This window comes from Nocardioides mangrovicus (genome assembly GCF_003674065.1).
GTDB classification, from domain to species: domain Bacteria; phylum Actinomycetota; class Actinomycetes; order Propionibacteriales; family Nocardioidaceae; genus Marmoricola; species Marmoricola mangrovicus.
The window spans coordinates 42,813-67,297 of sequence record NZ_RDBE01000009.1 but is presented as its reverse complement, the minus strand read 5'-3'; the positions used below and the strand labels follow the sequence as shown (position 1 = coordinate 67,297).

The following is a 24,485-nucleotide window of genomic DNA, read 5'->3' as shown; positions in this document are numbered from 1 at the left end:
GATCCTCGCGCGACGGGGGAAGATGACTGCCGAGCCAGCGCGCGGTCGGTCCGCAGCCCGAGCGCCATCGACCGAGGCGGAAGCGGGGGGGAGCACTCGTGGGAACGAACAGCACCGAGACCGAGGCGCCGGCCAACGTCGAGAACCCGATGATCGGCTACCTGCGCTCGCTCAAGTCCAGCGTCGAGAGCGCCGTCGCCTCGACTCCCGACATCGAGGCACCGACGTCGGCCATCAGCGCGGGCTCGGCCTGGACGGGTACCCGCGCCAAGGCCGTCCACGAGGAGCTCGCCGGCATCGCTCCCACCCTGCGGTCCTGCCTGCAGTCGCTGGCCGGCGACGTCCAGGACGCGATGGACGCCGTGTCGCCCAAGGAGGTCACGGCGGTCGAGGCGAAGGTGATTCGCATCGACCTCTACGGCCACAACTGAAGGGAAGCAGAGCACCGTGAACCGACCGGCCCCCGACGGTGGCGGCACCTACTCGTCCATCGACCCCACCAAGCTCCAGGGTGCGGCGACGGCACTGACCAAGACTGCCTCCGGCATCACCAGCTCGATCGTGCCGCTGCGCGATCGCTTCGCGACCGGCGGTGTCAGCACGTCCCACCTCGACAAGCTCGGCCACTTCGCCAGCACCATCTCCGACCTCGGCCCGGAGCTGACCCGCCGCATCTCGCTCGCCCAGTTCGCCTGCTCGCAGCACCCGGAATGGAACGGCGTGGCCCACGTCAGCGACGACCTCGGCGACTTCACGACCACCGCCGCCGCGCAGGCCGCCGCCAAGAAGATCGCCGACGACGTCAAGAAGAACGGCCTGTCCGACGCGACGTTGAAGGACATCCAGGACCACGGCCTGGACCCCGACTACGCCGAGGCGCTGGTCAAGAACCTGGGTGGCTCCGGCGTGCTCAACATGCTGCGGGACCAGCAGCTCTCGCTCCCCGACGACAAGGTCGCGGACGACCCCTCGACGCAGGTGCTCGCGAACATGCTGGCGACGGCGAGCTACCGCTGCGACTTCGACTACCCCCACATCAAGGGCTCGCTGGACGGGCACGCTTATCCCGACCCGCTCTACATCATGGCGCCCTACATCCAAAAGGGCGTGTGGTCGGAGAAGGCGCTCACCCAGATGGCCGACATCCGCTTCAAGGGCACCGGCACCGACGACGACTTCATCGGCAACGACTCCGACCAGCGGGTCGAGCAGTCGATCCTCAAGGGGCTGGCCAACAACCCTGTGGCCTCCGCGCACTACTTCGCGAACAACCACGACACGCTCTATCCGATGATGCGCAACGAGAAGATGCTGTTCGACGGCACCAAGTCGGCGTGGGCCTCGTTCGTCCACAGCGCGACGATCGACTCCCGCGACCAGATGGCGTTGCAGTACCTCGACAAGCCCGGAGACAATCCGGCGATCAAGAACGCCGAGTGGCTGATGAAGAAGGTCGCCGGCGACGGCGACGACTGGTACGGCGAGATGACCGACACCTTCGCTGCGATGTCCTCGGAGTACATGGACGACTACGCGCGCACCCTCGGCTCCTCCATCGACGTCGGCTCCGTGACCGACCCGGGTCACGACGGCGTCAGCGTCTCCACCGCGGACTGGCAGAAGTTCCTCAAGACCTCGATGAGCACGAACGAGGGCATCAAGGCCGTGGGATACGCGATGAAGGCGAAGATCGACCAGTTGCGCATCAGCGTCAACCAGGCGGAGGTGAACTCGCCGTCCGACAGCGCGCAGGCGGCGTTCTGGGACCGCTACACGATGGGCGCGATGCAGTCGACGTTCCTCAACCTGTTCTCGCAGGTCGCCTCGGACCGCGACAAGGACGCCGAGGACCAGCGCAACATGTGGAAGGGCCTGGTCGACAAGGGGATCAGCCTGGCGATGGACCCGAAGGGCTTCGCCACCGACGTCGGCGTCGATGGGCTCAAGGACCTCATCGGCATGGCGATCGACGCCACCGTCAAGGCCACCCCCATGCCGAGCATGCCGGACGGCGACTTCGACGTGAAGCAGGGCTTCGCCAAGGACGCGATCATCAGGCTGGCCACGAACCCCGACTTCGCCAAGGACCAGAAGCTGCCGTTCAAGACCTACGACGACGGCGACGTCACCTGGGACGGCAACCCCACGCTGTACACCCACCCCTCGCCTCCGAACGGCGACTTCACCCAGTACATCCACGACGGCGAGATGTCCGACGACATCAAGAAGGACCCCGCCGCGTGGAGCAGCTACAACGAGTGGCTGCACGACCCGGCGGTGCAGAACGCGGTCTCCGACGGGTTCGACTACGAGGAGACCGGCGGACTGCAGGGAAAGTAGGATCACGATGATGCGTCTGTCTCTCGTCCTCTCCGCGGCGGCCCTCGTGCTCGTGGCCGGTTGCGGGAGCTCGGGGGCGAGCGCCGAGAAGAGCGCATCGGCCTCGCCGTCCTCGACCCCGAGCGCCTCAGTCACCCCGCGCTACCCCACCGAGTGGATGCTGGACGCGACCACCCGCTGGCGGCTGCGCGATTCCGGGAAGTACGGCGCGTTCAAGGCCGTGACGAAGAACGGTCGGCGCTGGACAGGCGACCCGCGGCTGTACGAGAAGGCCTGCGGCGCCTCGTTCCTCGTCGACGGCGACACCCCGAACCTCGAGAAGCCCGTGTCCGGCACCAGCGGCCGTTCCTACTACGCCTGGCTGCAGAGCGATCCCGGCCGCTGGAGCGCGTTCAACGCCTGGCTGCAGGACCCGGCAGTCGTCTACTCGCTCTCCGACGGGCTGACCGCTCCGCTGAACACCTACGTCGGCACCGACAAGGACTGCAAGGACCCCTCGGGCGGCTACGCCTCCTAGGGCGCGGGGTCCTTCCCCGCCGCCTCATCGCGCTCGGCCCACTCCAGCAGCTCGGTGATGTCGTACACGGCCTCGTCGATGCCGGCGTGCAGGTCGCCCAGCTCGGCGTAACGCGCGGGGACGGTGGCGATCGTGAAGTCGTCGGGGTGCACGTCGTCGACCTCGTCCCAGCCGATCGGGGTGGAGACGGTGCCGATCGGGTTGCCACGCACCGAGTACGCGGCGGCAATGGTGTGGTCGCGGGCATTCTGGTTGAAGTCGACGAACAGCTTGGCCGGGTCGCGGTCCTTGCGCCACCAGGTGGTGGTGACGTCGTCGGGCGCGCGTCGCTCCACCTCGCGGGCGAAGGCCAGCGCCGCGCGGCGGACGTCGGCGAAGCCGTGCTCGGGCGCGATCCGGACGTAGACGTGCATTCCGGTGCCGCCACTGGTCTTGGGCCAGCCGACGGCGCCGAGCTCGTCGAGCACCTCGCGTGCCACGTGGGTGACCCGCTGCACCCGGTCCCAGCCGCAGTCGTCGCCGGGGTCGAGGTCGATGCGCCACTCGTCGGGCTTCTCGACGTCGGCACGGCGGCTGTTCCACGGGTGGAACTCCACCGTCGACATCTGCACGGCCCAGACCACCTGCGCGACCTCGGTGACGCACAGCTCGTCGGCGGTGCGCTTCCAGCGTGGGAAGTACACCTGCACGGTGTCCATCCACGGCGGCGCACCCGAGGGCAGCCGCTTCTGGTGCACCTTCTCCCCGCTCACGCCGGTCGGGAACCGGTGCAGCATGCAGGGCCGCTCCCGCAGCGCGTTGACGATGCCGTCGCGCACGCTGAGGTAGTACTCGACCAGGTCGCGCTTGGTCTCCCCACGGGCCGGGAAGTACTCACGGTCGGGGTTGGTCAGCTTGACGACCTTGTCGTCGACCTCGATCTCAACGAAGGGTGAGGCCACGGCAGGAGACTAGGCCAGCTCTGAGTCGTGTGCTCAGGTGGTCGCTGGAGCGACCTCTCCAGCACACGACCCGGCTAGATGCGGATCCCGTGCACCCCGAGGCGGCGCATCAACACCTCGACGCCGTCGGTATGGGTCCAGTGGATCGTGTAGAGCCCGGTGTCGCGGGCGCCCTCGACGTTCTCGAGGTTGTCGTCGACGAAGAGCAGCTGCTCGGGGGCCAGCACGAGGGCGTCGGCGACCGCGAGGAAGTAGTCCGGGGAGGGCTTGGCGACGCCGAGGTCGCAGGAGTAGAAGCTGGCGTCGAGCAGCTCGTCGTAGCCCAGCAGCCGCCGCATGGCGGCCGCGCGCAGGTCGTCCTGGTTGGTGGCGAGGTAGCAGCCGAACCCGGTCTCACGCACCGCCGCCACGACCGCGCGCGGGGCCGGTAGCGGGGTCAGGAGGTCCCACAGCGCGAGCACCTGCTCGCGCCGGTCGGCGAGGCCGAGCTGCTCCAGGGCCGCCGTGACGTGGTCGGCCATGTGCAGCCGCCCGGCCAGGGCGTCGTCGAGCCGGCCCCAGACCAGCGCCCCGAACTCCTCGGCCCGCTCCCCCAGCACCTCGACGAACGGGTCGGTCGATGTGGGGCCCTGCTGGAGCACGCCGTCGGCGTCCCAGAGGACGGCCGCGATCTCCACGTCCTACCCCCGCCGGACGTCATACGAGGTGGTTGCGGTCACGACCCTTTCGTATGACGTCACGCGCCGGTGCCGTGCTCCGCGATGAAGGCCAGGATCGGGTCGGCGAGCTCGGGGCGGCAGACCACCAGGTCGGGCAGGAGCACGTCGTCCTGGTTGTAGCGCAGCGGCGAGCCGTCGATCCGGCTGCAGTGCAGCCCGGCGGCCCGAGCGACGGCGACGGGCGCGGCGGAGTCCCACTCGTACTGGCCGCCGGCGTGCACGTAGGCGTCGCTGACGTCGCGGGTCACCGAGATGACCTTGGCGCCGGCGGAGCCCATCGGCACCAGCTCGGCTCCGAGGTGCTCGGCGAGGGCCGCCACGAACGCAGGCGGGCGGGTGCGGGAGACGACGATGCGGGGCCGCTCGCTGGAGCGCGGCGGCACCACCGGGGGCTCGCCGGTGCCGAATGTCCGCCCCAGCGCGGGTTGGGCGACGGCGCCGGCCGTCAGCTCGCCCTTCTCCCCCTCTCCCGATGTCCACAGCGCCACGTGCACCGCCCAGTCGTCGCGCGGCGGTTCGGAGAACTCGCGGGTGCCGTCGACCGGGTCGACGATCCAGACCCGGTCGGCGGCCAGGCGGGCCTTGTCGTCCTTGCCCTCCTCCGACAGCACGGCGTCGTCGGGACGGTGCTCGGCCAGCAGCCGCATCAGCAGGTCGTGCGAGCCGAGGTCGCCGGCATCCTTGAGCTCCTTGCCGGTCAGCCCCTCCGCGCGGATGCGCAGCAGCAGCTCGCCGGCCGTGGTGGCCGCCCAGGCGGCGAAGGCGTGGTCGTCGGCACCCGCGGGCGGAGCGCCGGGGTCGAAGTCGGTCATGGGAGCCACCCTAGGGTGGCGGTATGGAGCACAGGTTCTTGGGCGACAGCGGGCTGAAGGTCTCGGAGATCATCTACGGCAACTGGCTCACGCACGGGTCGCAGGTCGAGAACGACGCCGCGATCGCGTGCGTCCACGCGGCCCTGGACGCCGGCATCACCACCTTCGACACCGCCGACGTCTACGCCAACGGCGAGGCCGAGACCGTCCTCGGCGAGGCCCTCAAGGGCGTCCGCCGCGAGGGCATCGAGGTGCTGACCAAGGTCTACTGGCCCGTCGGCGAGCGTGGCGTCAACGAGGTCGGACTCTCCCGCAAGCACATCCGCGAGGGCATCGAGAACTCGCTGCGCCGGCTCGGCCTGGACTACGTCGAGGTGCTGCAGGCCCACCGCTACGACGCCCAGACGCCGCTGAGCGAGACGATGCAGGCCTTCGCCGACGTCGTCCGCCGCGGGCAGGCGCTCTACATCGGCGTCAGCGAGTGGACCGCCGAGCAGATCCGCGCCGGTCATGAGCTGGCCGAGGACCTCGGGATCCAGCTGGTCTCCAACCAGCCGCAGTACTCGATGCTGTGGCGGGTCATCGAGGACGAGGTGGTGCCGGCCTCGCGCGAGCTCGGCGTCTCGCAGGTGGTGTGGTCGCCGATCGCGCAGGGCGTGCTGACCGGCAAGTACCAGCCCGGGCAGCCGCCGCCCGAGGGCAGCCGCGCCACGGACGAGAAGGGCGGCGCGAACAACATCAAGCGGTTCCTCGACGAAGACCTGCTCACCCACGTGCAGCAGCTGCGGCCCGTCGCCGAGGACGTGGGCGTCTCGATGGCGGCCCTGGCCGTGGCGTGGGTGCTGGCCAACGACAACGTGGCCGGCGCCATCATCGGCGCCTCCCGGCCCGAGCAGGTCACCGACAACGCGGTCGCCTCGGGCGTGAAGCTCGACGACGACGTGCTCCAGCGGATCGACGAGGTGCTCGGCGACGCGCCCGTGAGTGATCCGGGGCGGACCCGCTCGCCTCGGGAGCGGCCGGCCTAGGGGCGGCGGGGCTGGTCGTCAGCGGCGGTCGTCAGCGGCGGGGGTTTTGCCGGGTGCCCGGCAAAACCCCGAGAAATTCGGTCCAGAAGTGCCCCGCGAGGACGAGTTTCGGTAGGTCAGCGCCCGGATTCACCCGTGATGGTGCTTGCCCTTGTTCGGCTTGTCGTGGTGCTTGATCTTGGGCTTGCCCGAGCTGTGACCTGAGGTATGACCCGACCCAGCGCCCTGACCGTGGTGCTTCGTCTTCGTCTTCGGCTTGGTGTCCTTGGTCTTCGGCTTGCCGTCGTCGTCGCACGAGGCGTCGTCGTCGGAGCCGGACTTCGGGTCGTCCGTGGTGCGGTTCGCGTCCTTGTTGCCGGACGAGTCATCATCGGCGTCGTCGGCCGGGTCGCAGTCCTGGCTCTCGGCGTCCGCTTCGGCCTGGGCCTGCTCGATCTCGGGGTGCGGCACGGGCGTGGTCAGCAGCGCCGGCGCCCCCGCGGTGACGTGCTGGGCCCAGCTGCGGCCGGTGAAGGCGCGCGCCATGGGGTCGCCGTCGGTGCTGGGGCACAGCAGGTTGCCGTCGTAGGGGCCGGTCAGCCACTGCGTCATCACCACCGGGCCGCTGGTGAAGGGCTCGGTGCAAGCCTGCTGGGCGTCGGTGATGCCGTCGAGCCCGACCGGCACCCACTGCGGCAGGTCGGCCTGCCAGCCGCCGGTGATCTGTGTCCAGTAGCCGTGGGTGGAGTACGCCCCGACGGGCAGGTGGGCGGCGCGCAGCGTGTCGACCCAGCCCTGGAGGACGGCGGTGTTGGCGACGGTGTCGTCGCTCCACAGCGTGCCGGCGGAGGACTCCTCCACGTCGAGCCACCAGCCGGTCCGCGGCAGCTGGGCGGCGGCTGCGGCGGCCAGCGCGTGGCGGGCCTGCCGCACGCCGGCGGCGTACGCCGGGCAGCTGGCGTCGGCGGTCGCGCACGACGTCTCGGCGGCGGTGCGACCGTCCTGCATGTCGACCGAGGCGGTGCTCGAGGTGCCCGGGCTGTTGGGCACCACGTAGACGGCCACCCGCAGGTGGTTGGCCTTCGCCCAGGCGACCTGCTCGCCGAAGCACGGGCTGACCGAGGAGGCGTGGCCGTCGGTGAGGCCGATGACGGCGAAGTCGAGCTGGATGGTGGGCAGCGTGGTGCCGCACTGCGGCCAGGAGACGTCGATGCCGTAGCGCTGCTTGATCGCCAGTCGCTTCGTCGTCACGGCGACGGCCGGCTGCACGGCGCCGGCGTTCGCACCGAGGTCGGCGTGGGTGGGCAGCGGGGTCTGCGGGGTGGTGACGACGTCCTGCACCTGGCGCAGGGCGGCGCTGCCGGAGTCGGTGGAGCGCGTGCTCGACGCGGCGGCGGCCACCATCACGGCGGTGGCGGCGACGACGGCGGAGGCCGAGCAGGCCGCGATCACGGCCCGGGCGACCAGGCTGTGGCGGGCACGACCGGCGGCGTGCGAGCCGCGCGTGCCCTCGCCGCTGCGAGTGCGCCCGGACGTGCGCGCGGGACGGTGGGCCGGGCCGGAGCCCGACCGGTGGCTGGACATGCGGCTATCCCTCGGTCGCGACGAGGAAGATCCGAAATGCCCGCTTCACCCGAAAAGTGTGACAAAGCACGCCGAGGCGCGCAGCCGAACCGGGGTTTCGGTGGGTGTGACCCGCGTCAAGCCCGCGGCGCGGCTAGGAGTTGAACTGCTGCTGGGTGCGCTCGAGGCCCTCGAGCACCAGCGACTCCACCGCGTCGGCGGCGCGGTCGACCTCGAAGGGCAGCTCCTTGCGCTCGGCCGAGGACCAACCGGCGAGCACGAAGTCCGCGGGGTCCTGGCGCCCGGGCGGGCGACCGATGCCGACGCGGACGCGGTGGTAGTCGCGGGTGCCGAGGGAGGAGTCCAACGAGCGCAGGCCGTTGTGGCCGCCGTGGCCACCACCGAGCTTGACCCGGATCCGGCCGAAGTCGATATCGAGCTCGTCGTGGACGGCCACCACGTGGTCGGGCGCCACCTTGTAGAAGGTGGCCAGCGCCTTGACCGGTCCGCCGACCTCGTTCATGTACGAGCGGGGGCGCGCCAGCACCAGGCGCGGGCCCTCGGTGCCGGGTGGGCCCAGCCGGGACTCGGCCACCTCGGCGCGCCCGGTCTTGTGCGAGCGCAGCGACGCCCCGAGCCGGCGCACCAGCTCGTCGATCACGAGGTAGCCGACGTTGTGCCGGGTGCCGGCGTACGTCGGGCCCGGGTTGCCGAGCCCGACGACCAGCCAGACGTCGGCCGCCATCGGCTACTCCTCGGAGTCGGAGCCCTCGCCGGCCGGCTCGCCCTCGGTCTCGCCGTCGCCGGAGTCGTCGGAGTCGCCGCCCTCGGCGTCCTCCTCGGACTCGTCGCGCTCGATGCCGGCGTCGGCCTCGGCCTCCTCCAGCTCGGCCTCGACCTCCTCGGCGGTCGGGGCGTGCGTGACGTTGACGATGAGCAGGTCGTCGTCGGAGAGCAGGGTGGCGCCGCTGGGCAGCACCAGCTGGCTGGCCAGGAACTGACTGCCGACCTCGGCGGCCTCGATGGACAGCTCGAGGGACTCGGGGATGTTGGTGGCCTCGGCCTCGACCGAGACGGTGGTGTTCTCGGTGACGACCAGGGTCTCGGCGGCCGGCTCGCCCACCACGTGCACGGGCACGTCGACGGTGACCTTCTCGCCCTTGCGGACGGCCACGAAGTCGATGTGCTCCAAGAAGCCCTTGATCGGGTCGGACTGGATCTGCTTGGTCAGCGCGAGCTGCTCGGTGCCGTCGATGTCGATGTGCAGCAGGGCGTTCGCACCGCCGTGCTTGATGGCCATCATCGTCTCGTGGCCGGGCAGGGTGACGTGGATCGGCTCGTTGCCGTGGCCGTAGATGACCGCGGGCACCTTGTCGGCGCGCCGGATGCGGCGCGCGGCGCCCTTGCCGAACTCGGTGCGGTGCTCGGCCTTGATCTTGTCCTCGGACATGCGGGGTCTGGCTCCTCGATTGCGATGTGTGTCGACGTCGGTGGTTGCGTGGGCCGGGAGAGCGCGGCGCGGCACGTCTGACGAAGAGCCGGCCACGTCGATCACGGAACGTTCGCAGGCGACCGCTCCCTCGCCGGGGCAACCCCGGAATCCTAACCAGTACGGGCTCCGGTGGCGAACCGGGTTAGATGAGGTGATGCCCTCCCTCACCCAGGACGAGGCTCGCGAGCGCGCCGCACTGCTCGAGGTCGAGTCCTACACCGTCGACCTCGACCTGGACGCCGGCGAGACGTTCCGCTGCCGCACCACCGTGCGGTTCGGCTGCCGGAGGCCGGGAGCGGCCAGCTTCGCCGAGCTCGCGGAGGCGCTCGAGGTCTCCGCGGTGCTCAACGGCCGGGAGGTGGAGGTCACCGAGGGACGGATCGCGTTGCCCGACCTGGGCGCCGACAACACCCTCGTGGTCGAGGCGCTCATGCCGTGCGGCACCAGCGGCGACGCCATGCACCGCTACGTCGACCCCGCCGACGGCGCGACGTACCTGTGCGCGTTCCTCGGCGGCGACGTCGCCCACCGGGTCTTCGCCTGCTTCGACCAGCCCGACCTGAAGGCCTCGTTCGCCCTCAGCGTGACCGCGCCCTCGGGGTGGACGGTGCTCGGCAACGGCCGCGAGATCGCCACCGACGACGGACGACGGGTCTTCTCGCCCACCCCGCCGATCTCGACGTACCTGTTCGTGGTCTGCGCCGGGCCGTTCGCCTCGGTGCGCTGGGAGCACGCCGGGCTGCCGTTCGGCTGGCACGCGCGGGCCTCGCTGGGCGCGGCGCTCGAGCGCGACGCCGAGGAGCTGCGCCGGATGACCGAGGCCTACTTCGACCACTACACCGGCGTCTTCGACGAGCCGTACGCCTTCGACTGCTACGACCAGGTGATGGCGCCCGGCCTGAACTGGGGCGCACTGGAGACCCCGGGCTGCGTCACCTTCCGCGACGAGTTCCTCTCCCCCGCGCCGCCGTCGGTCTCCGAGCGCCGCCACCGCGCCATGGTGGTCGCGCACGAGATGGCCCACATGTGGTTCGGCGACCTGGCCACCCCGGTGTGGTGGGAGGACATCTGGCTCAACGAGTCCTTCGCCGACTACATGGGCTTCGAGGTGGCCCACCGCCACGCCGGACTGGGCGCGACGCTGCCGGAGTTCACGGTGGGCCAGGCCTGGTGGGGCCGCGCGGCCGACCGGAGGCGCTCGACCCATCCGGTCGCGCCGGCGGCCGGGTCGGTCCGCGACGCCGACGCCGGCTTCGAGGCCACCGACCAGATCACCTACGCCAAGGGCAACGCGGTGGTGCGCCAGCTCGCCACCTGGATGGGCGAGGCGGCCTTCCTGCGCGGGGTGAACCGCTACCTGTCGAGCCACCGGTTCGCCAACGCCACGCTGGCCGACTTCCTCACCGCGCTCGACGCCGTCAGCGAGCACGACGTCCGCTCCTGGGCCGAGGCGTGGCTGCGCACCACCGGCTACGACACGCTCCGCGTACTCCGCGAGGACGGCGGGCCAGTGCTGGTGCGCGAGGGCAGCCGACCGCACCGCGTGCAGGTGGCGCTCGACGACGAGGTGCGCTGGGTGGACGTCGTCGCGGCACGGACCCCGCTCCCGCCGGCGGCCGCGGTGCTGCCCGACGCCGGAGGTCAGACCTACGCCTCGGTGCGGACCGATCCCGGCTCCTGGACGACGCTCTGGCGCGACCTCGGCTCCCGCCCGCTGCAGCAGCGCGCCGTGCTGTGGGACGCGGCGCTGGAGATGGTGGTCACCGGCGAGCTCGCCGCCCAGGGGGCCTACGACCTGGCAGCTGAGCAGCTGCCCGTCGAGCCCGACCCGTCGGTGTGGGAGCACGTCACCCGCCGGTTGCTGCGGCTGCTGGCGTCGGCCCTGACGATCGAGGAGCTGCCGGCGGCGCGCGGGCAGCTGGCCGGACTGGCCCGCGCCACCGCCTCGCCCGAGCTGCGGACCGCCGCCGACCGGCTCCTGGCCCGTTGCTCCACCCGCCCCGAGGAGCTCGAGGCGCTGCTGGACGGCACCGACGACCCCACCCTGCGCTGGCTGCTGCTCACCCGGCTGGCCGCGCTGGGCGCTCTCGAGGCGAGCCGCATCGAGGACGAGGCGACCCGCCGCCCCTCGACGTCGGCCGTGACCGGCGCGGCCCGCACCCGGGCCGCCCTGCCCAGCGTCGAGGCCAAGGCCGCGGCCTGGGAGGTGTTCAGCGCCGACGACGTCGACAACCGGGTGTTCCTCGCCGTCGCCGAGGGCCTGTGGGTGCCCGAGCACGCCGAGCTGTCGGCCCCCTACGTCGAGCGCTACCTGCGCGAGGCGCCGGACTGGGCCCGACGCCGGGGCCAGGGCTTCGCCCGCGAGATCGGCCACGCGTTCCCGCTCCAGGCGGTCACCGACGCGACCGTCACCCAGCTGCGCGAGGTGCTGGCCGGCGACGTCCCGAGCGTCCTCGCCCGGGCCTGGAACGACCAGCTCGACGACCTCGAGCAGTGGCTGACGGTTCGGTCTCAGCCGGCCTTGTAGGGCGAGATCGTCAGGGTCTTGATCGCGGTGTTGGCGCACGCCTGCGAGGGGTGCTGCACGTAGGCCGGGTGCGTCTCGTTGGGCGGGAAGACCTTGAGGCCGTCGGTGTCGGTGAGCTTGCACCGGTTGGCCGGGTAGTTGGCCGCGTCGGTCTCCCGCAGCTGGGCCACGGCCTTGCCGCCGGGCTGGAGGGTCAACTGGACGACCTTGCCGCCGCTGCGCTGCGCGGGCGCGCCGACCTGCCGGTTGCTCTCGCCCTGCACGTAGGAGACGCCGCCGAAGCCGCCGGTGACGCACGGCGTGCTGCCCTTGTTGGTCAGCACCAGCTGGGAGTAGGTGCTGCCCGCCGCGCCCTCGCCGTCGGTGACGGTGACGGTGAGGTTCCTGGTCAGGCAGCCCGCGACCGCCGGCGCACTCGAGGTTGTCGCGCTCGGGGTCGGCGTCGCGGTGGGCGTGGCCGAGGCCGTCGGGGTGGGTGTGGCCGAGGCCGTGGCGCTGGGCGTGACCGTCTCGGTCACCGTGGCCGAGGCCGAGGAGTCGCCGGAGGAGTCGCCCGAGCCGCCGCAGGCGGTCAGGGTGCCGGCGAGCACGAGAGCGACGGAGGTCCCGAGCAGCATGTGACGCATGGGGCCATTGTGACAGGTGGGGATGTCTCGCGGCACCGACGGCGCGCGGGGGCTCGCCTCAGCGGTGACGCGCCACGACGGACTCGACGGCGTGGGCCAGCACGTCCTGGCCGGCGACGCTGGGGTGGACCCCGCAGCCGGCCTGGGGCCCGCTGGCGGTCGCGGTCTGGGAGGGGAACAGCTGGGTCAGCAGCCCGGCGGCGCAGCTGTCGCCGCCGGAGTGCAGCGCCGCGTTGGCGAAGGCGGCGTACTCGTCAGCGGTCCGGACCCGGTAGGGCCGGGCCGCGCTGGCCATCGCCTGGTTCAGGCCCTGGCTGCTCGCGTTGTCGGCGGCCGAGCCGTAGTCGAGCGAGTAGTAGTCGACGATGACGATCTGGCCGCGGTAGTGGGCGCGGTACCGCAGGGCCGACAGGATCGTCCGCACGTTCCGCGTGATCCCCTTCAGCGTCGCGGTGAGCGCGGCGCCGGTGCAGGTGCCGCCGTTGTCGGCCTGGCAGAGGAACCCGTCGTTGGCGCCGATGCCGAGGGTGACCAGCCGGGTGCCGGGGTGGCGCCGCAGGTAGCGGACCGCGAAGTCCAGCTGGCTCTGACGGCTGCTGCGGTAGCCGACGTGCAGCGGGTAGTTGGTGCGGTACCCCGAGTCCGTCTCGCAGGCGTAGCTGGGGTTCGCCGTGCTGACGAAGCTGCCGGAGGTCTCGCCCGGGCACGAGGCGTTCGTGACGTGCAGACCGAGAGCCGAGCCGATCTCCTCGGGATAGCCGACGAAGCTGGTCGGGTCGCCGTAGCTCGGCGGCGGGAACGTCGTGGCCTCCCGGTAGCCGAACGCCACCGAGTCGCCGAGCGCCAGGTAGCGGGAGCCCGGCACGACCGGCGCCTGCGCACCGTGGTGAGCCGGCCGGTGGCGCGTCGCGGTGGCCAGCGACGGTGTCGCGAACCCGCAGACCAGCGCGACCGCGCTCAGCAGGGCGACGAGGCTCCACCGCGTGCGCCGACGGGTTGAGAGGTTCATGAGGTGCCTGCTTCCGTCGACCGCCCGAGACCCTGGCGACGCTAACCCCGCCCCCCAGCCGGGTCAATCAACCCGGTCGCGCACCCTCAGGCGTGGCCGTCGAACATCGACGTCACCGAGCCGTCCTCGAAGACCTCCTTGATCGCCCGCGAGATCAACGGGGCGATCGAGAGCACCGTGAGCTTGTCGAAGCGCTGGTCGTCGCTGAGCGGCAGCGTGTTGGTGACGACGACCTCGGTGGCCGGGCTGTTCTTCAGCCGGTCGACGGCCGGGTCGGAGAGGATCGGGTGGGTGGCGGCGATGACGACGCCGGCCGCGCCGTCGGCCATGAGCGCGTCGGCGGCCTTCACGATCGTGCCGCCGGTGTCGATCATGTCGTCGACCAGCACGCAGATCCGACCGGTCACGTCGCCGATGACCCGGTTGGCGACCGTCTCGTTCGGCCGGTCCTCGCGCCGGGTCTTGTGGATGAAGGCCAGCGGTGCTCCGCCGAGCCGGGCCGACCAGCGCTCGGCGACCTTGATCCGGCCCGCGTCGGGTGAGACGACCGCGAGCGGCTGGTCGCCGTACTTGTCGCGCACGTGGTCGGCCAGGATCGGCAGCGCCATGAGGTGGTCGACGGGGCCGTCGAAGAAGCCCTGGATCTGGTCGGCGTGCAGGTCGACGGCGATCAGCCGGTCGGCGCCGGCGGTCTTGAACAGGTCGGCCATCAGCCGGGCCGAGATCGGCTCACGGCCGCGGTGCTTCTTGTCCTGGCGGGCGTAGCCGTAGAACGGCATGACCACCGTGATCCGCTTGGCCGAGGCCCGCTTGAGGGCGTCGACCATGATCAGGTGCTCCATGATCCACTCGTTGATCGGCGCCGTGTGGCTCTGGATCACGAAGGCGTCCGAGCCGCGCACCGACTCCTCGTAGCGCACGTAGATCTCGGAGTTGGCGAACTCGTAGGCCGAGGTCGGCACCAGTCCGGTGCCCAGGCCCGCGGCCACCTCGTGGGCCAGCTCGGGGTTGGCACGACCGCTGAAGACCATCAGGTTCTTCTCGGTGGTGCGCTTCATGCCGGTCATCGCGACCCATCCTCCCCCACGTCCGACCCCGTCCCCGACCCTGTGCCCGACCCTGTGCCCGGATCGGTCCGGTCCAGCGCCTCCTGCGCCGCGGTCGCCGAAGCGGTCCCGGCCCGCTTGTTGAGCACCCAGTCGTCGAGGTGCCACTGCTTGCCGGCGCTCAGCGCGAGCGAGCCCGGCGGCACGTCCTCGCGCACCACGGCCCCGGCTCCGGTCGAGGCGCCGTCGCCGATGGTGACCGGGGCGACGAAGGTGTTGTTCGCCCCGGTCTTGGCGTGGCGGCCCACCACGGTGCGGTGCTTGGCGACGCCGTCGTAGTTGGCCACGATGGTGCCGGCGCCGATGTTGGTGCCCTCGCCGATCTCGGCGTCGCCCACGTAGGACAGGTGCGGCACCTTCGCCCCCTCGCCGAGCTCGGCGTTCTTGAGCTCCACGAAGGCCCCCACCTTGCTGCGTGGCGCCAGCCTCGCGCCGGGCCGCAGGTAGGAGAACGGGCCGACCTGCGCCTCGGCGCCGATCACCGCCAGCTCGGCGTGGGTGCGCACCACCTTCGCCCCGGCCCCGATCTCGACGTCCTTGAGCGTGCAGTCGGGACCGACGACGGCGTCCTCGGCGACGGCCGAAGCGCCGAGGAGCTGCACGCCGGGCAGGACGGTGACGTCGGGGGCGAGCGTGACGTCGACGTCGATCCAGGTGGTGGCCGGGTCGATGACGGTGACGCCCTCGGCCATCCAGTGGCGCAGGATCCGCTGGTTCTTGATGCGGGCGAGCTGGGAGAGCTCGAAGCGGTCGTTGGCGCCCTCGGTCTGGTCGACGTCCTCGACCGGGAAGGCGTCGACGTCGAGGCCGTCGCCGCGTGCGAGGGCGACGGTGTCGGTCAGGTAGTACTCGCCCTTGGCGTTGTCGTTGCCGATCCGGGGCAGCGCGGAGAGCAGGAAGGCGGCGTCGTAGGCGACGATGCCGGAGTTGATCTCGCTGATCGCGGCCTGCTCCGGGCTGGCGTCTCGCTGCTCGACGATCGCCTCGACGCTGCCGTCGGCGCTGCGTACCACCCGGCCGTAGCCGGTCGGGTCGGCGACGTGACCCGACAGGATGCTCATCGCGCGGCCGCTGCCGACGTGGTCGTCGGCGAACGCGCGCAGCGTCGCGCCCTCCAGCAGCGGGGTGTCGCCGTAGGTCACCAGCACGGTGCCGCTCGTCGTGCCCGCCGCCTCCACCGCCACCCGCACGGCGTCGGCGGTGCCGCGCTGCTCCTCCTGCACGGCGAGCACGACGGAGGGCAGCAGCTGCTGGATGTGCGGACCGACCTGCTCGCGGCCGTGGCCGACGACGGCCACCACCGAGGTCGGCTGCACCGCGGCCACGGCGGCGAGCACGTGGCCGACCATGCTGCGGCCGGCGATGGGGTGCAGCACCTTCATCGTCTTCGACTTCATCCGGGTGCCGCCGCCGGCGGCGAGGACGATGACCGTGAGGTCGCTCATGCGGCTCCTGGGACGAGCGGTCAGGCGGGTTGTCGGGTCCTACGCTAGTCGGCGTCGCTGTCGAGGCGACCGGGCCGGCCGTCATCGACCGCACCGCACAACGGCGACGACCGAGTCGTGCGACAAACGCGTGACGATCCCAAGAACTCGCTGTCGAACGTCTGACCCTCTTGCGTGTGGCCTGCGTCACCCCTAGCGTCCCGATCAGGGTCACCGAGGACCCCCGACGATCGGAGACGAGATGAAGACGCGCGCCGCCATCTTCCGCGAGCTGCACCAGCCGTGGAGCGTCGAGGAGATCGAGCTCGACCCGCCCGGCCGGGGCGAGGTGCTGGTCAAGCTGGTTGCCTCCGGGATGTGCCACTCCGACGAGCACGTCATCCAGGGCGACCTGCCCGGTGTCTGCCCGCCGGCGCCGATGGTCGGCGGCCACGAGGGAGCCGGCATCGTGCTCGAGGTCGGCCCCGAGGTCAGCAGCGTCGAGCCGGGTGACCACGTGGTCTTCGGCTTCGTGCCGGCCTGCGGGCGCTGCTACCAGTGCAGCCGGGGCCACTCGAACCTGTGCGAGGGCCTGGCCAACTTCCCCAGCGGTCTGCAGATCGCCGACAACACCTCGCGCCACCACACCAGCGACGGCGAGGACCTCGGGCTGATGTGCCTGCTCGGCACCTTCGCCGAGCACACCGTGGTCAACGAGGCCTCGTGCGTGAAGGTCGACAAGGACTGGCCGCTGGAGAAGGGCTGCCTGCTCGGCTGCGGCGTGCTCACCGGCTGGGGCTCCGCGGTCTACACCGCCGACGTCGGCCCCGGCGACTACGTGGCCGTCGTCGGCTGCGGCGGTCTCGGCCAGAACGCGATCCAGGGCGCGGCGATGGCCGGGGCGCGCGCGGTCGTGGCGATCGACCCGGTCGAGTTCAAGCGGGAGACCGCGGCGAAGCTGGGCGCCACCCACTCCTACGCCTCCTCGGAGGAGGCTGCGGAGAAGGGCGAGGAGGTCCACTGGGGCCGCGGCTTCGACAAGGTCATCATGACGATGGGCGTCGGCACCGCCGAGGAGGTCGGCAAGGCCTACGCGCTGCTGGGTCAGCGGGGCCGCCTGGTCATCACGAACCTGCACCTGAGCACCGAGGTCGGCCTGCAGGTGCCGGGCATCGACCTCACGCTCAACGAGAAGCAGGTCGTGGGCTCGCTGTTCGGCTCGTGCAACATCCGGGCCGACATCCCGCGGATGTTCGAGCTCTACGTCCAGGGCAAGTACGACCTGGACTCCCTGATCACGAAGACCTACACCCTCGACGAGATCAACGAGGGCTACCAGGCGATGCGCGACGGCGAGAACGTCCGCGGCGTGATCGTCTACAGCTGATCGACGCCACGCGGGGGCTGCTGGAGCAGCTCGCCACCACGGTCCTGGGTCGGCGGCGCGAGAGCGAGCTGGTGCTCGCGGCTCTCGCCGCCGACCGGCACGTGCTGCTCGAGGGCCCGCCCGGTACCGGCAAGTCGACGCTGCTGCGCGCGGTCAGCGAGGGCCTGGGCGTGGGGTTCGTGCTGTGCGAGGGCAACGCCGAGCTGACCCCGGCGCGGCTGGTCGGCCACTTCGACCCCGCCCGCGTGCTCAGCGAGGGCTACGACCCGGCGGTGTTCCTCGACGGACCGCTCGTCGCCGCGCTGCGCGCCGGCTCGGTGCTGTACGTCGAGGAGCTCAACCGGGTGCCCGACGAGACGCTCAACGTGCTGGTCACCGTGATGAGCGAGCGGCTGCTGACCGTGCCCCGGCTGGGTCAGGTGGCCGCCGAGCCGGGCTTTCGGATCGTGGCCGCGATGAACCCCTTCGACGCCGTCGGCACCGCGCGGATCTCCCAGGCGATCCGCGACCGGATGTGCCGACTGGCCCTGGGCTACCAGAGCAGCGCCGAGGAGGTGGCCATCGTCGCCGCCCGCACGGGCGCGGAGCCGGACCCCTGGCTGACGCAGGTCGTCGAGGTGGTGCGGCGCACGCGCGAGCACCCCGACCTGCGCTCGGGATCGTCGGTGCGCGGGGCGATCGACCTGGTGCAGGTGGCGGCGTCGCTGGCACCACTGCGCGCCGCGTCGGCGAGCGACCCGGCGCTCGGCCTGGACGCCGCCCTGCTGGCCCTCTCCGGCCGCATCGAGGTGCGCGAGGGTTCGGGCCGCACGGCCGAGGACGTCGTCGAGGAGCTGTGGTGGTCGGTCCTCGGTAGACCCGCCGCCGAGGACGCGGTGCCGTCGGGAAAAGCCCCGAGCCCGGCGGCCGACGACCACCGGGCCCCGCACCCGACGTCGTCGAGGGCGATGCCGCCGACCAGCGGCTGAGCCGCGACGCCCGGCGCACCACCCCGCGACGGACCCTGGCGACCTCGCCCGGCTTCGCCGACGCGTCCCCCGAGGTGGGCGAGCTCGACGTCGCCGCGGTGGAGGCCGCCCACGACGCCGACCCGGACGCCGCCCTGGAGCTGGTGGCGCTGATGGCGACGGCCACCGACGAGCGGCTGCGCGAGGCCGCTCGACGGCTGGCCGCTCGGCTGTTCTGGTCCCACGCGCGCCGCGGGGCGGCCGAGGACCGGGGCGTCAGCCGCATGCGCAGCGTGCGTCATCGCCCGCACGAGGGCGACGTCGACCTCGAGCGCAGCACCGACGCGCTGGTGCGGGCGCGCGCCGCCGGCCAGGCGGTGGACCCCGACGACCTGTGGACCACCACCTGGCGGCGGGCGCCGACGGCGTGGTGCCTGCTGCTCGACCGCAGCGGCTCGATGCACGGCGAGGCGCTGGCCACGGCCGCCCTGGCCACCGGCGCCTTCCTGCTGCGGGCCGGGCGGGAGCGGGCGGTGCTCTCCTTCGCCGACGACGTGGTGGCGTTGGCCTCGATGGCCGACGGCCGCCGCGACGACGACGTGCTGGACCGCGTGCTCGCGCTCCGCGGGAGCGGCACCACCGAGCTCGCCACCGCCCTCGACGCCGCCGCGGACCAGCTCGGTCGCACCGCGGCACGACGCCGGGTGACCGTGCTGCTCTCGGACTGCCGGGCCACGCGACCCGAGGAGGTGCCGGCGGCCGCCGGACGTCACGAGGAGCTGGTGGTGCTCGCCCCGGCCGGCGATCCGGCGGCCGCGCTCGCGCTGGCCCGCGCGACGGGAGCCCGCGTGGCCACGGTGAGCGGGCCCTCGCAGGTGCCGGCCGCGCTGGCCCGGTTGCTCGACGCGTGAGAATGGCGGTGTGAGCGAGCACGATCACGAGAGCACCGAAGACACCGACGGCACTGACGGCACCGACGGCACCGACGGCACTGACGGCACTGACGGCACCGAGATGTTCGAGCCGCCGGCGTGGGAGGACCGCTACGCCGGCGAGGAGTCGGTGTGGAGCGGGAACCCCAACCCGCAGCTGGTCGCCGCCGCCGAGGGCCTGGCGCCCGGCACGGCGCTCGACGTCGGCTGCGGCGAGGGCGGCGACGTCGTCTGGCTGGCCCGGCAGGGCTGGCGGGTCACGGGCGCGGACTTCTCCGCCAACGGGCTGACCCGCGCGAGGCGGCACGCCGAGCAGGCCGGCGTGGCCGAGCGCTGCGACTGGTGGCAGGTCGACGCCCGCGGCTTCGACGCCGACGGGCGCACCTGGGACCTGGTGACCACCCATTACCTGCACCCGCCCGACGCCGGGATGCCCGCCGTGGTCGGGCGACTGGCCGCTGCGGTGGCCCCCCGCGGGCGCCTGCTCGTGGTCGGCCACGCCCCCTCGGAGCTGTTCACCCACCACACCGCGAGCCACCGCCGGGCGATGTTCTGGGCCGAGGACCTGGTGCCGGCGCTGCCCGAGGGCTTCGAGGTTGTCGCGGCCGAGCAGCGAGCGCGGACGCTGGTGCGCGACGGCGAGCCGGTCGAGGTCGAGGATGCGACCTTCCTGATCCAGCGGGTCTAGCGCCGTGCCGATCTTCGTCGTGCAGCGCCACCACGCGACGAACCTGCACTTCGACCTGCGACTGGAGGTCGGCGGCGTGCTGGTGTCGTGGGCGGTGCCGAAGGGCCCCTCCCTCGACCCGTCGGTGAAGCGGCTCGCGCACCGCGTGGGCGACCACGACCTGGCCCATGCCGATGTCGAGGGCAGCGGCCTGGGCGACGGACCGGGCACGGTGATCGTGTGGGACACCGGCAGCTACGCCGACCTCGGCGACGTCGACGTCGCCACGGGGCTGGAGCGGGGCCACGTCAAGGTCGAGCTGCACGGCCACCGGCTCACCGGCGGCTTCGCGCTCACCCAGACCCGGATGGGTGGCGACGAGGCGAACTGGCTGCTGGTCAAGGTCGACGACGAGCACGCCGACCGCGAGCACGATCCGGTGGCCACCGAGCTCACCTCGGTGCTCTCCGGTCGCTCCAACGCCGACCTCGAGCACCACCACTGAGGAGCCCAGGGCCGCCGTGCCGCCTCAGCGGTCGGTGTAGACCGCGAAGCGCCGCAGCAGCGACATGGAGCTCAGCGAACCTGCGGCCGACACGAGGGGAGTCGGCGCCGACGGCTCGGCGCCGCGCAGACCACCGGCCTCGGCAGCGCGGGCATAGCGGGCCGCGGCGTCGCGGACGACGGGTGGGTCCACGCTGACCAGGGCCTCGAAGGTTCGGCGGTCGGACCCGTCCCGGCGTGGCCGTTCCCAGCCGATCAGCACCACGGAGATCTCCTCGGCCTCGCAGACCACGCCCCATTCCTCGAGCAGGGGCGAGTCGCCGGGCAGCGCCACCCGCTCGGGCGAGGGACGCGAGGAGGTCTCCTCGAAGTCGGCCAGCACGACGGCGCGGCGCGCGCGCCGCGCCAGCTCGCGCCAGCGTCGCCCGGAACGCTCGTAGCTGGCGACGTTCTGGAAGCAGCCCCAGAGCACAGGTCGCGACGCGCGGGCCAGGCACTCGTCCTCGATCGCCCAGGCCAGGTCGCGCATGACGCGCAGGCCCACGGTCATCACGTCGAGCTGGGGATGCGCGGCCCGCAGCTCGGCGAACAGCGTGCGGTCGCCGCCGGCCTGCCGCGTGACGACCTCGATCGCCGCGGCGAGACCTAGACCGCGCTCGCGCTCGGCCAAGAGCCGCCGGACCTGCTCGACGTGGCCCTCGGTGTAGCGCCGCTGACCGCCCACGGAGCGAGCCGGGACGGGGAAGCCGAACCGCTGCTCCCACGATCGCACGGTGGCGGCGCCGACCCCGGTCCGGGCCTCGAGGTCGCCGATGCTGAGGCCGCCCGGCGATGCAGGCGTCGCCATCACTACCTCCTCCGGGATGGAGACGCCATGATAGTTCTTAGACAGCATGTTGAAGTCAGAGATTCAAACCTCTGCACTCTCTCGAACTTGCCCGCGACGTCAGGAGCCCCCCATGCCAGCCCTCCTCCTCGGCTCGATCAGCACCATCGCCGACACCTCCGAGCTGCAGCGCTCGGCGTTCAACCAGGCCTTCGTCAAGCACGGCCTGGACTGGGAGTGGAGCCAGGAGGAGTACCGCGGGCTCCTCACCGGCAACGGCGGCGCCGACCGCATCGCGGCCTACGCCCGCCAGCGCGGCGAGCAGGTCGACGCGGCTGCCGTGCACCAGACCAAGTCCGAGATCTTCCAGCGCTCCCTGGCCGACGGCGGCGTGACCACCCGGCCCGGCGTCCGCGAGAGCGTGGCCGCCGCCCGTGACACCGGCTGGGCGGTGGGCCTGGTCACCACCACGTCGCGGGCGAACATCGACGCCCTCCTGGCCGGCCTCGACGACCTCGGCGAGGCCGACTTCGACATCATCACCGACGTCACGACGGTCGACTCCCCCAAGCCGAGCCCGGACGTCTACGCAGCGGTGCTCGACGAGCTCGGCGAGGACGCCGACGGCTCGGTGGCCGTCGAGGACAACGTGGGCGGCGTGGAGGCCGCCACCGCGGCGGGTCTGGCCTGCGTTGCCTTCCCCAACGAGAACACCGAGGACCATGACTTCGGCGACGTCGAGGTGGTGGCCTCCCTCGACTTCGCCGAGCTACGTGCGGCCCACGAGGAGGCCCGGTGAGCGCTCCCGGCCTGGAGGTCGAGGACCGCGAGTTCCGGGTCCGGGCGCAGCAGCCCGTCGACTACACCCTGCGCATTGTCGACGGCGTGCTCGACCCCGCCAGCGACGTGCTGGCGAAGGCGTACCGCAGCTGGGGCCGCTGCCTGGCCGTCGTCGACGAGAACCTCGACGCCCTCTACGGCGAGCGGCTGCGGGCCTACTTCGCCCATCACGGCATCGAGCTGCGCGTGTTCGCCATCCGCATCGCCGAGCAGGACAAGACGATGCGCACCGCCGAGCGGATCGTGGACGCCTTCACCGACTTCGGGCTCGTGCGCAAGGAGCCGGTGCTCGTGATCGGCGGCGGTCTGACCACCGACGTCGCGGGGTTCGCCTGCTCGATGTTCCGCCGCTCGACCAACTACATCCGCATCCCGACCTCCCTGATCGGGCTGATCGACGCCTCGGTGGCGATCAAGGTCGCGGTCAACCACGGCAAGGCCAAGAACCGGCTCGGCGCCTTCCACGCCTCCCAGCAGGTGCTGCTGGACTTCTCGTTCCTGGCCACGCTGCCCGTCGAGCAGGTCCGCAACGGCATGGCCGAGCTGGTCAAGATCTCGGTGGTGGGCAACCACGAGGTGTTCGAGCTGCTGGAGAAGTACGGCGAGGACCTGCTGACCACGCGGTTCGGCCACGTCGACGGCACACCGGAGCTGCGCGAGGTCGCCGACCGCATCACCTACGAGGCGATCCGCACGATGCTGGAGCTGGAGGTGCCCAACCTCCAGGAGCTGGAGCTGGACCGGGTGATCGCCTTCGGGCACACCTGGAGCCCGACGCTCGAGCTCACGCCGGAGCCGCCGTTCTTCCACGGCCACGCGATCAACATCGACATGGCACTGTCGACGACCCTGGCCCACCGTCGCGGCTACATCGCGCAGAGCGAGTACGACCGCATCTTGTGGCTCATGAGCCGGCTCGGTCTCTCCCTCGACAGCGAGCACCTGACACCGGAGCTGCTCGCCCGCGGCACCGAGGCGATCCTGCAGACGCGCGACGGCCGGCTGCGGGCCGCCGTCCCGCACCCCATCGGCAGCTGCACCTTCGTCGACGACCTGAGCCACGACGAGCTGCTGGCGGCCCTCGAGGCGCACCGCGAGACGTGCCGGCGCTACCCGCGCGGGGGGATCGGCGAACAGGTCTTCGTGGACCCGGTCAGCGCTCGACCCTCGTGAGCGCCGGCCCCCTCGAGGATCACCTCGACGACCCCCGGCCGGTCACGCCGGTCGGCATCGCGGTGGAGCAGCTCACGCGGGTGCTGCCGCGCATCGCCGACGACGAGGTGCGCGCCGAGGTCGCGCAGATCCACCAGCTGCTGGCCGGCCTCGACCCCTACCTCGAGGTGAACGCCGGGCCGGAGTCGCCCGCGCTGCAGGACCTGGACGCGGCGACCCGCGCCACGGCCTGGACGGCGCCGCTGGAGCAGGAGATGCTCTCGGGGCACGTCGAGGGCAAGCTGCTGCAGATGCTGGTCCGCGCCACCCGCGCCCGGCGCGTGCTCGAGATCGGCATGTTCACCGGCTACTCGGCGCTGGCCATGGCGATGGCCCTGCCCGACGACGGACGGGTGGTCGCCTGCGAGGTCGACACCCGAGCCGCCGAGATCGCCCAGCGGTGCTTCGCGACGACACCGGCCGGTGAGCGCATCGAGGTCCGCCTGGGCCCGGCGCTGGAGACCCTCGGTGCGCTCGGCGCCGAGAGCGCCTGCTTCGACCTCGTCTTCATCGACGCCGACAAGGCCGGGTACCTCGGCTACCTGCACACCCTGCTCGACCTCGACCTGCTGGCGCCGGGAGCGCTGGTCTGCGTCGACAACACCCTGCTTCAGGGTCAGCCCTGGGCCTACGGCGAGCCCAGCGCCAACGGCGCGTCGATCGCAGCCTTCAACCGCGCCGTGGCCGAGGACCCCCGCCTCGACCAGGTGCTGCTGCCGCTGCGCGACGGGCTGACCCTGATCCTCCCCACGGAGCCCGCATGAGGACCAGCGCCCTGGACCCCTTCGGCCTTCGGCTCGACGTCGATCTCGCCGCCGTGGTGGCGGACAGCAGCGCCCTGGCAGTGCTGGTGAGCGAGCTGCGAGCTCTGTTGGCCGAGCACGGCGTCGTCGTGGCCCGAGGCCAGGCGCTCGACGACGACGGCTTCACGACGCTGCTGCGCGGGTTCGGCGACCTGGTGTTCACCGAGGGCGAGACGCCCCTGGAGGGGCACCCCGACCTCAACGTCATCAGCAACGTCGGCCGATCCACACCGCCGCGCAGCGTCTTCCACGTCGACACCAGCTACGTGTCGCGCCCGCCGGCC

At 72.0% G+C, this 24,485-nt stretch carries 25 protein-coding genes; 14 read left to right on the top strand and 11 right to left on the bottom strand.

Going from position 1 to position 24,485, the window contains the following annotated elements:
• The first annotated feature begins 98 nt into the window (after nucleotides 1-98).
• Genes D9V37_RS14195 through D9V37_RS14185 form a run of 3 tightly spaced genes read left to right on the top strand, consistent with a single transcriptional unit; the run spans nucleotide 99 to nucleotide 2,857 of the window.
• Nucleotides 99-431, top strand: a complete 333-nt coding sequence (locus tag D9V37_RS14195; RefSeq protein ID WP_121806843.1) for a hypothetical protein — start codon at nucleotides 99-101, stop codon at nucleotides 429-431.
• Nucleotides 432-447: 16 nt separating this feature from the next.
• Nucleotides 448-2,340: a hypothetical protein gene (locus D9V37_RS14190; RefSeq protein WP_121806842.1), complete on the top strand. Its 1,893-nt coding sequence runs from the start codon at nucleotides 448-450 to the stop codon at nucleotides 2,338-2,340.
• 10 nt (nucleotides 2,341-2,350) lie between these two features.
• The gene (locus tag D9V37_RS14185; RefSeq protein WP_147455954.1) at nucleotides 2,351-2,857 is read left to right on the top strand and encodes a hypothetical protein; all 507 of its coding nucleotides are present in this window, start codon (nucleotides 2,351-2,353) and stop codon (nucleotides 2,855-2,857) included.
• Here the strand turns inward: D9V37_RS14185 and ligD are convergent.
• The 3 genes from ligD to D9V37_RS14170 form a co-directional block, all read right to left on the bottom strand.
• Nucleotides 2,854-3,798 (bottom strand): non-homologous end-joining DNA ligase, encoded by a 945-nt coding sequence (ligD, locus tag D9V37_RS14180; RefSeq protein WP_121806840.1) that lies wholly within the window; start codon nucleotides 3,796-3,798, stop codon nucleotides 2,854-2,856. The two genes, D9V37_RS14185 and ligD, sit on opposite strands and share 4 nt — an antisense overlap.
• Nucleotides 3,799-3,872: 74 nt before the next feature.
• Nucleotides 3,873-4,475 carry an HAD family hydrolase gene (locus D9V37_RS14175; protein ID WP_121806839.1) on the bottom strand — a complete coding sequence of 201 codons (603 nt, stop codon included), beginning with the start codon at nucleotides 4,473-4,475 and terminating at the stop codon, nucleotides 3,873-3,875.
• Nucleotides 4,476-4,534: 59 nt separating this feature from the next.
• Nucleotides 4,535-5,329, bottom strand: coding sequence for a 3'(2'),5'-bisphosphate nucleotidase CysQ (locus tag D9V37_RS14170; protein ID WP_121806838.1), 795 nt, complete (start codon nucleotides 5,327-5,329; stop codon nucleotides 4,535-4,537).
• Nucleotides 5,330-5,352: 23 nt separating this feature from the next.
• Between D9V37_RS14170 and D9V37_RS14165 the strand changes: the two genes are divergently transcribed.
• Entirely contained in the window at nucleotides 5,353-6,357 is a 1,005-nt protein-coding gene (locus D9V37_RS14165; protein ID WP_121806837.1) for an aldo/keto reductase family protein, read from the top strand.
• A gap of 129 nt (nucleotides 6,358-6,486) precedes the next feature.
• On the opposite strand, the gene D9V37_RS14160 is transcribed toward D9V37_RS14165, so the two are convergent.
• The 3 genes from D9V37_RS14160 to D9V37_RS14150 all read right to left on the bottom strand — a co-directional run bounded on the left by D9V37_RS14160 (nucleotide 6,487) and on the right by D9V37_RS14150 (nucleotide 9,349).
• On the bottom strand, nucleotides 6,487-7,920 hold the full coding sequence (locus tag D9V37_RS14160; protein WP_121806836.1) for a glycoside hydrolase family 25 domain-containing protein: 1,434 nt from the start codon (nucleotides 7,918-7,920) through the stop codon (nucleotides 6,487-6,489).
• Between the two features lie 133 nt (nucleotides 7,921-8,053).
• Nucleotides 8,054-8,644, bottom strand: coding sequence for an aminoacyl-tRNA hydrolase (gene pth, locus D9V37_RS14155; RefSeq protein ID WP_121806835.1), 591 nt, complete (start codon nucleotides 8,642-8,644; stop codon nucleotides 8,054-8,056).
• Nucleotides 8,645-8,647: 3 nt separating this feature from the next.
• A complete protein-coding gene (locus D9V37_RS14150; protein ID WP_121806834.1) occupies nucleotides 8,648-9,349 on the bottom strand; it encodes a 50S ribosomal protein L25/general stress protein Ctc in 702 nt (233 codons plus the stop codon).
• 196 nt (nucleotides 9,350-9,545) lie between these two features.
• Between D9V37_RS14150 and pepN the strand changes: the two genes are divergently transcribed.
• A complete protein-coding gene (gene pepN / locus D9V37_RS14145) occupies nucleotides 9,546-11,918 on the top strand; it encodes an aminopeptidase N (protein WP_121806833.1) in 2,373 nt (790 codons plus the stop codon).
• On the opposite strand, the gene D9V37_RS14140 is transcribed toward pepN, so the two are convergent.
• The 4 genes from D9V37_RS14140 to glmU form a co-directional block, all read right to left on the bottom strand.
• Entirely contained in the window at nucleotides 11,903-12,544 is a 642-nt protein-coding gene (locus tag D9V37_RS14140; RefSeq protein WP_121806832.1) for a DUF4232 domain-containing protein, read from the bottom strand. The two genes, pepN and D9V37_RS14140, sit on opposite strands and share 16 nt — an antisense overlap.
• A gap of 58 nt (nucleotides 12,545-12,602) precedes the next feature.
• Nucleotides 12,603-13,553 carry an SGNH/GDSL hydrolase family protein gene (locus tag D9V37_RS14135; protein ID WP_121806831.1) on the bottom strand — a complete coding sequence of 317 codons (951 nt, stop codon included), beginning with the start codon at nucleotides 13,551-13,553 and terminating at the stop codon, nucleotides 12,603-12,605.
• A gap of 86 nt (nucleotides 13,554-13,639) precedes the next feature.
• Nucleotides 13,640-14,620, bottom strand: coding sequence for a ribose-phosphate diphosphokinase (locus D9V37_RS14130; protein ID WP_121806830.1), 981 nt, complete (start codon nucleotides 14,618-14,620; stop codon nucleotides 13,640-13,642).
• A complete protein-coding gene (glmU, locus tag D9V37_RS14125) occupies nucleotides 14,617-16,104 on the bottom strand; it encodes a bifunctional UDP-N-acetylglucosamine diphosphorylase/glucosamine-1-phosphate N-acetyltransferase GlmU (RefSeq protein WP_121806829.1) in 1,488 nt (495 codons plus the stop codon). The genes D9V37_RS14130 and glmU overlap by 4 nt, the downstream gene beginning before the upstream one ends.
• A 241-nt stretch (nucleotides 16,105-16,345) precedes the next feature.
• On the opposite strand from glmU, the gene D9V37_RS14120 reads away from it, so the two are divergent.
• The 5 genes from D9V37_RS14120 (at nucleotide 16,346) to D9V37_RS14100 (ending at nucleotide 20,521) form a co-directional block, all read left to right on the top strand.
• The gene (locus D9V37_RS14120; RefSeq protein WP_121806828.1) at nucleotides 16,346-17,470 is read left to right on the top strand and encodes an NDMA-dependent alcohol dehydrogenase; all 1,125 of its coding nucleotides are present in this window, start codon (nucleotides 16,346-16,348) and stop codon (nucleotides 17,468-17,470) included.
• Nucleotides 17,467-18,438, top strand: coding sequence for an AAA family ATPase (locus D9V37_RS14115; RefSeq protein WP_121806922.1), 972 nt, complete (start codon nucleotides 17,467-17,469; stop codon nucleotides 18,436-18,438). The genes D9V37_RS14120 and D9V37_RS14115 overlap by 4 nt, the downstream gene beginning before the upstream one ends.
• Before the next feature lie 74 nt (nucleotides 18,439-18,512).
• Entirely contained in the window at nucleotides 18,513-19,328 is an 816-nt protein-coding gene (locus D9V37_RS14110) for a VWA domain-containing protein (protein ID WP_198412558.1), read from the top strand.
• A gap of 10 nt (nucleotides 19,329-19,338) precedes the next feature.
• Entirely contained in the window at nucleotides 19,339-20,037 is a 699-nt protein-coding gene (locus D9V37_RS14105; protein WP_232524929.1) for a class I SAM-dependent methyltransferase, read from the top strand.
• Nucleotides 20,038-20,041: 4 nt separating this feature from the next.
• Nucleotides 20,042-20,521, top strand: a complete 480-nt coding sequence (locus D9V37_RS14100; RefSeq protein WP_198412557.1) for a DNA polymerase ligase N-terminal domain-containing protein — start codon at nucleotides 20,042-20,044, stop codon at nucleotides 20,519-20,521.
• A 24-nt stretch (nucleotides 20,522-20,545) separates the two neighbouring features.
• Here the strand turns inward: D9V37_RS14100 and D9V37_RS14095 are convergent, their stop codons facing one another.
• A complete protein-coding gene (locus D9V37_RS14095) occupies nucleotides 20,546-21,367 on the bottom strand; it encodes a MerR family transcriptional regulator (RefSeq protein WP_158604479.1) in 822 nt (273 codons plus the stop codon).
• Nucleotides 21,368-21,479: 112 nt separating this feature from the next.
• Here D9V37_RS14095 and D9V37_RS14090 point away from each other — a divergent pair, with 112 nt between their 5' ends.
• The 4 genes from D9V37_RS14090 to D9V37_RS20505 form a co-directional block, all read left to right on the top strand.
• On the top strand, nucleotides 21,480-22,145 hold the full coding sequence (locus tag D9V37_RS14090) for an HAD family hydrolase (RefSeq protein WP_121806826.1): 666 nt from the start codon (nucleotides 21,480-21,482) through the stop codon (nucleotides 22,143-22,145).
• Nucleotides 22,142-23,359 (top strand): sedoheptulose 7-phosphate cyclase, encoded by a 1,218-nt coding sequence (locus tag D9V37_RS14085; protein ID WP_121806825.1) that lies wholly within the window; start codon nucleotides 22,142-22,144, stop codon nucleotides 23,357-23,359. Before D9V37_RS14090 ends, D9V37_RS14085 begins: the two co-directional genes overlap by 4 nt.
• On the top strand, nucleotides 23,356-24,162 hold the full coding sequence (locus D9V37_RS14080) for an O-methyltransferase (RefSeq protein ID WP_198412556.1): 807 nt from the start codon (nucleotides 23,356-23,358) through the stop codon (nucleotides 24,160-24,162). Before D9V37_RS14085 ends, D9V37_RS14080 begins: the two co-directional genes overlap by 4 nt.
• On the top strand, nucleotides 24,159-24,485 hold a 327-nt coding region (locus tag D9V37_RS20505; protein WP_198412555.1), incomplete at its 3' end, for a TauD/TfdA dioxygenase family protein. The genes D9V37_RS14080 and D9V37_RS20505, both read left to right, overlap by 4 nt.

Bases quoted from the DNA above. Each gene is read 5' to 3' on its own strand.
- D9V37_RS14090 (WP_121806826.1), top strand. From the start codon at position 21,480: ATGCCAGCCCTCCTCCTCGGCTCGATCAGCACCATCGCCGACACCTCC.
- glmU (WP_121806829.1), bottom strand. From the start codon at position 16,104: ATGAGCGACCTCACGGTCATCGTCCTCGCCGCCGGCGGCGGCACCCGG.
- D9V37_RS14130 (WP_121806830.1), bottom strand. From the start codon at position 14,620: ATGACCGGCATGAAGCGCACCACCGAGAAGAACCTGATGGTCTTCAGC.
- D9V37_RS14170 (WP_121806838.1), bottom strand. From the start codon at position 5,329: ATGACCGACTTCGACCCCGGCGCTCCGCCCGCGGGTGCCGACGACCAC.
- D9V37_RS14095 (WP_158604479.1), bottom strand. From the start codon at position 21,367: ATGGCGACGCCTGCATCGCCGGGCGGCCTCAGCATCGGCGACCTCGAG.
- D9V37_RS14140 (WP_121806832.1), bottom strand. From the start codon at position 12,544: ATGCGTCACATGCTGCTCGGGACCTCCGTCGCTCTCGTGCTCGCCGGC.
- pth (WP_121806835.1), bottom strand. From the start codon at position 8,644: ATGGCGGCCGACGTCTGGCTGGTCGTCGGGCTCGGCAACCCGGGCCCG.
- D9V37_RS14185 (WP_147455954.1), top strand. From the start codon at position 2,351: ATGCGTCTGTCTCTCGTCCTCTCCGCGGCGGCCCTCGTGCTCGTGGCC.
- D9V37_RS14120 (WP_121806828.1), top strand. From the start codon at position 16,346: ATGAAGACGCGCGCCGCCATCTTCCGCGAGCTGCACCAGCCGTGGAGC.
- D9V37_RS14150 (WP_121806834.1), bottom strand. From the start codon at position 9,349: ATGTCCGAGGACAAGATCAAGGCCGAGCACCGCACCGAGTTCGGCAAG.
- D9V37_RS14165 (WP_121806837.1), top strand. From the start codon at position 5,353: ATGGAGCACAGGTTCTTGGGCGACAGCGGGCTGAAGGTCTCGGAGATC.
- D9V37_RS14135 (WP_121806831.1), bottom strand. From the start codon at position 13,553: ATGAACCTCTCAACCCGTCGGCGCACGCGGTGGAGCCTCGTCGCCCTG.
- D9V37_RS14160 (WP_121806836.1), bottom strand. From the start codon at position 7,920: ATGTCCAGCCACCGGTCGGGCTCCGGCCCGGCCCACCGTCCCGCGCGC.
- pepN (WP_121806833.1), top strand. From the start codon at position 9,546: ATGCCCTCCCTCACCCAGGACGAGGCTCGCGAGCGCGCCGCACTGCTC.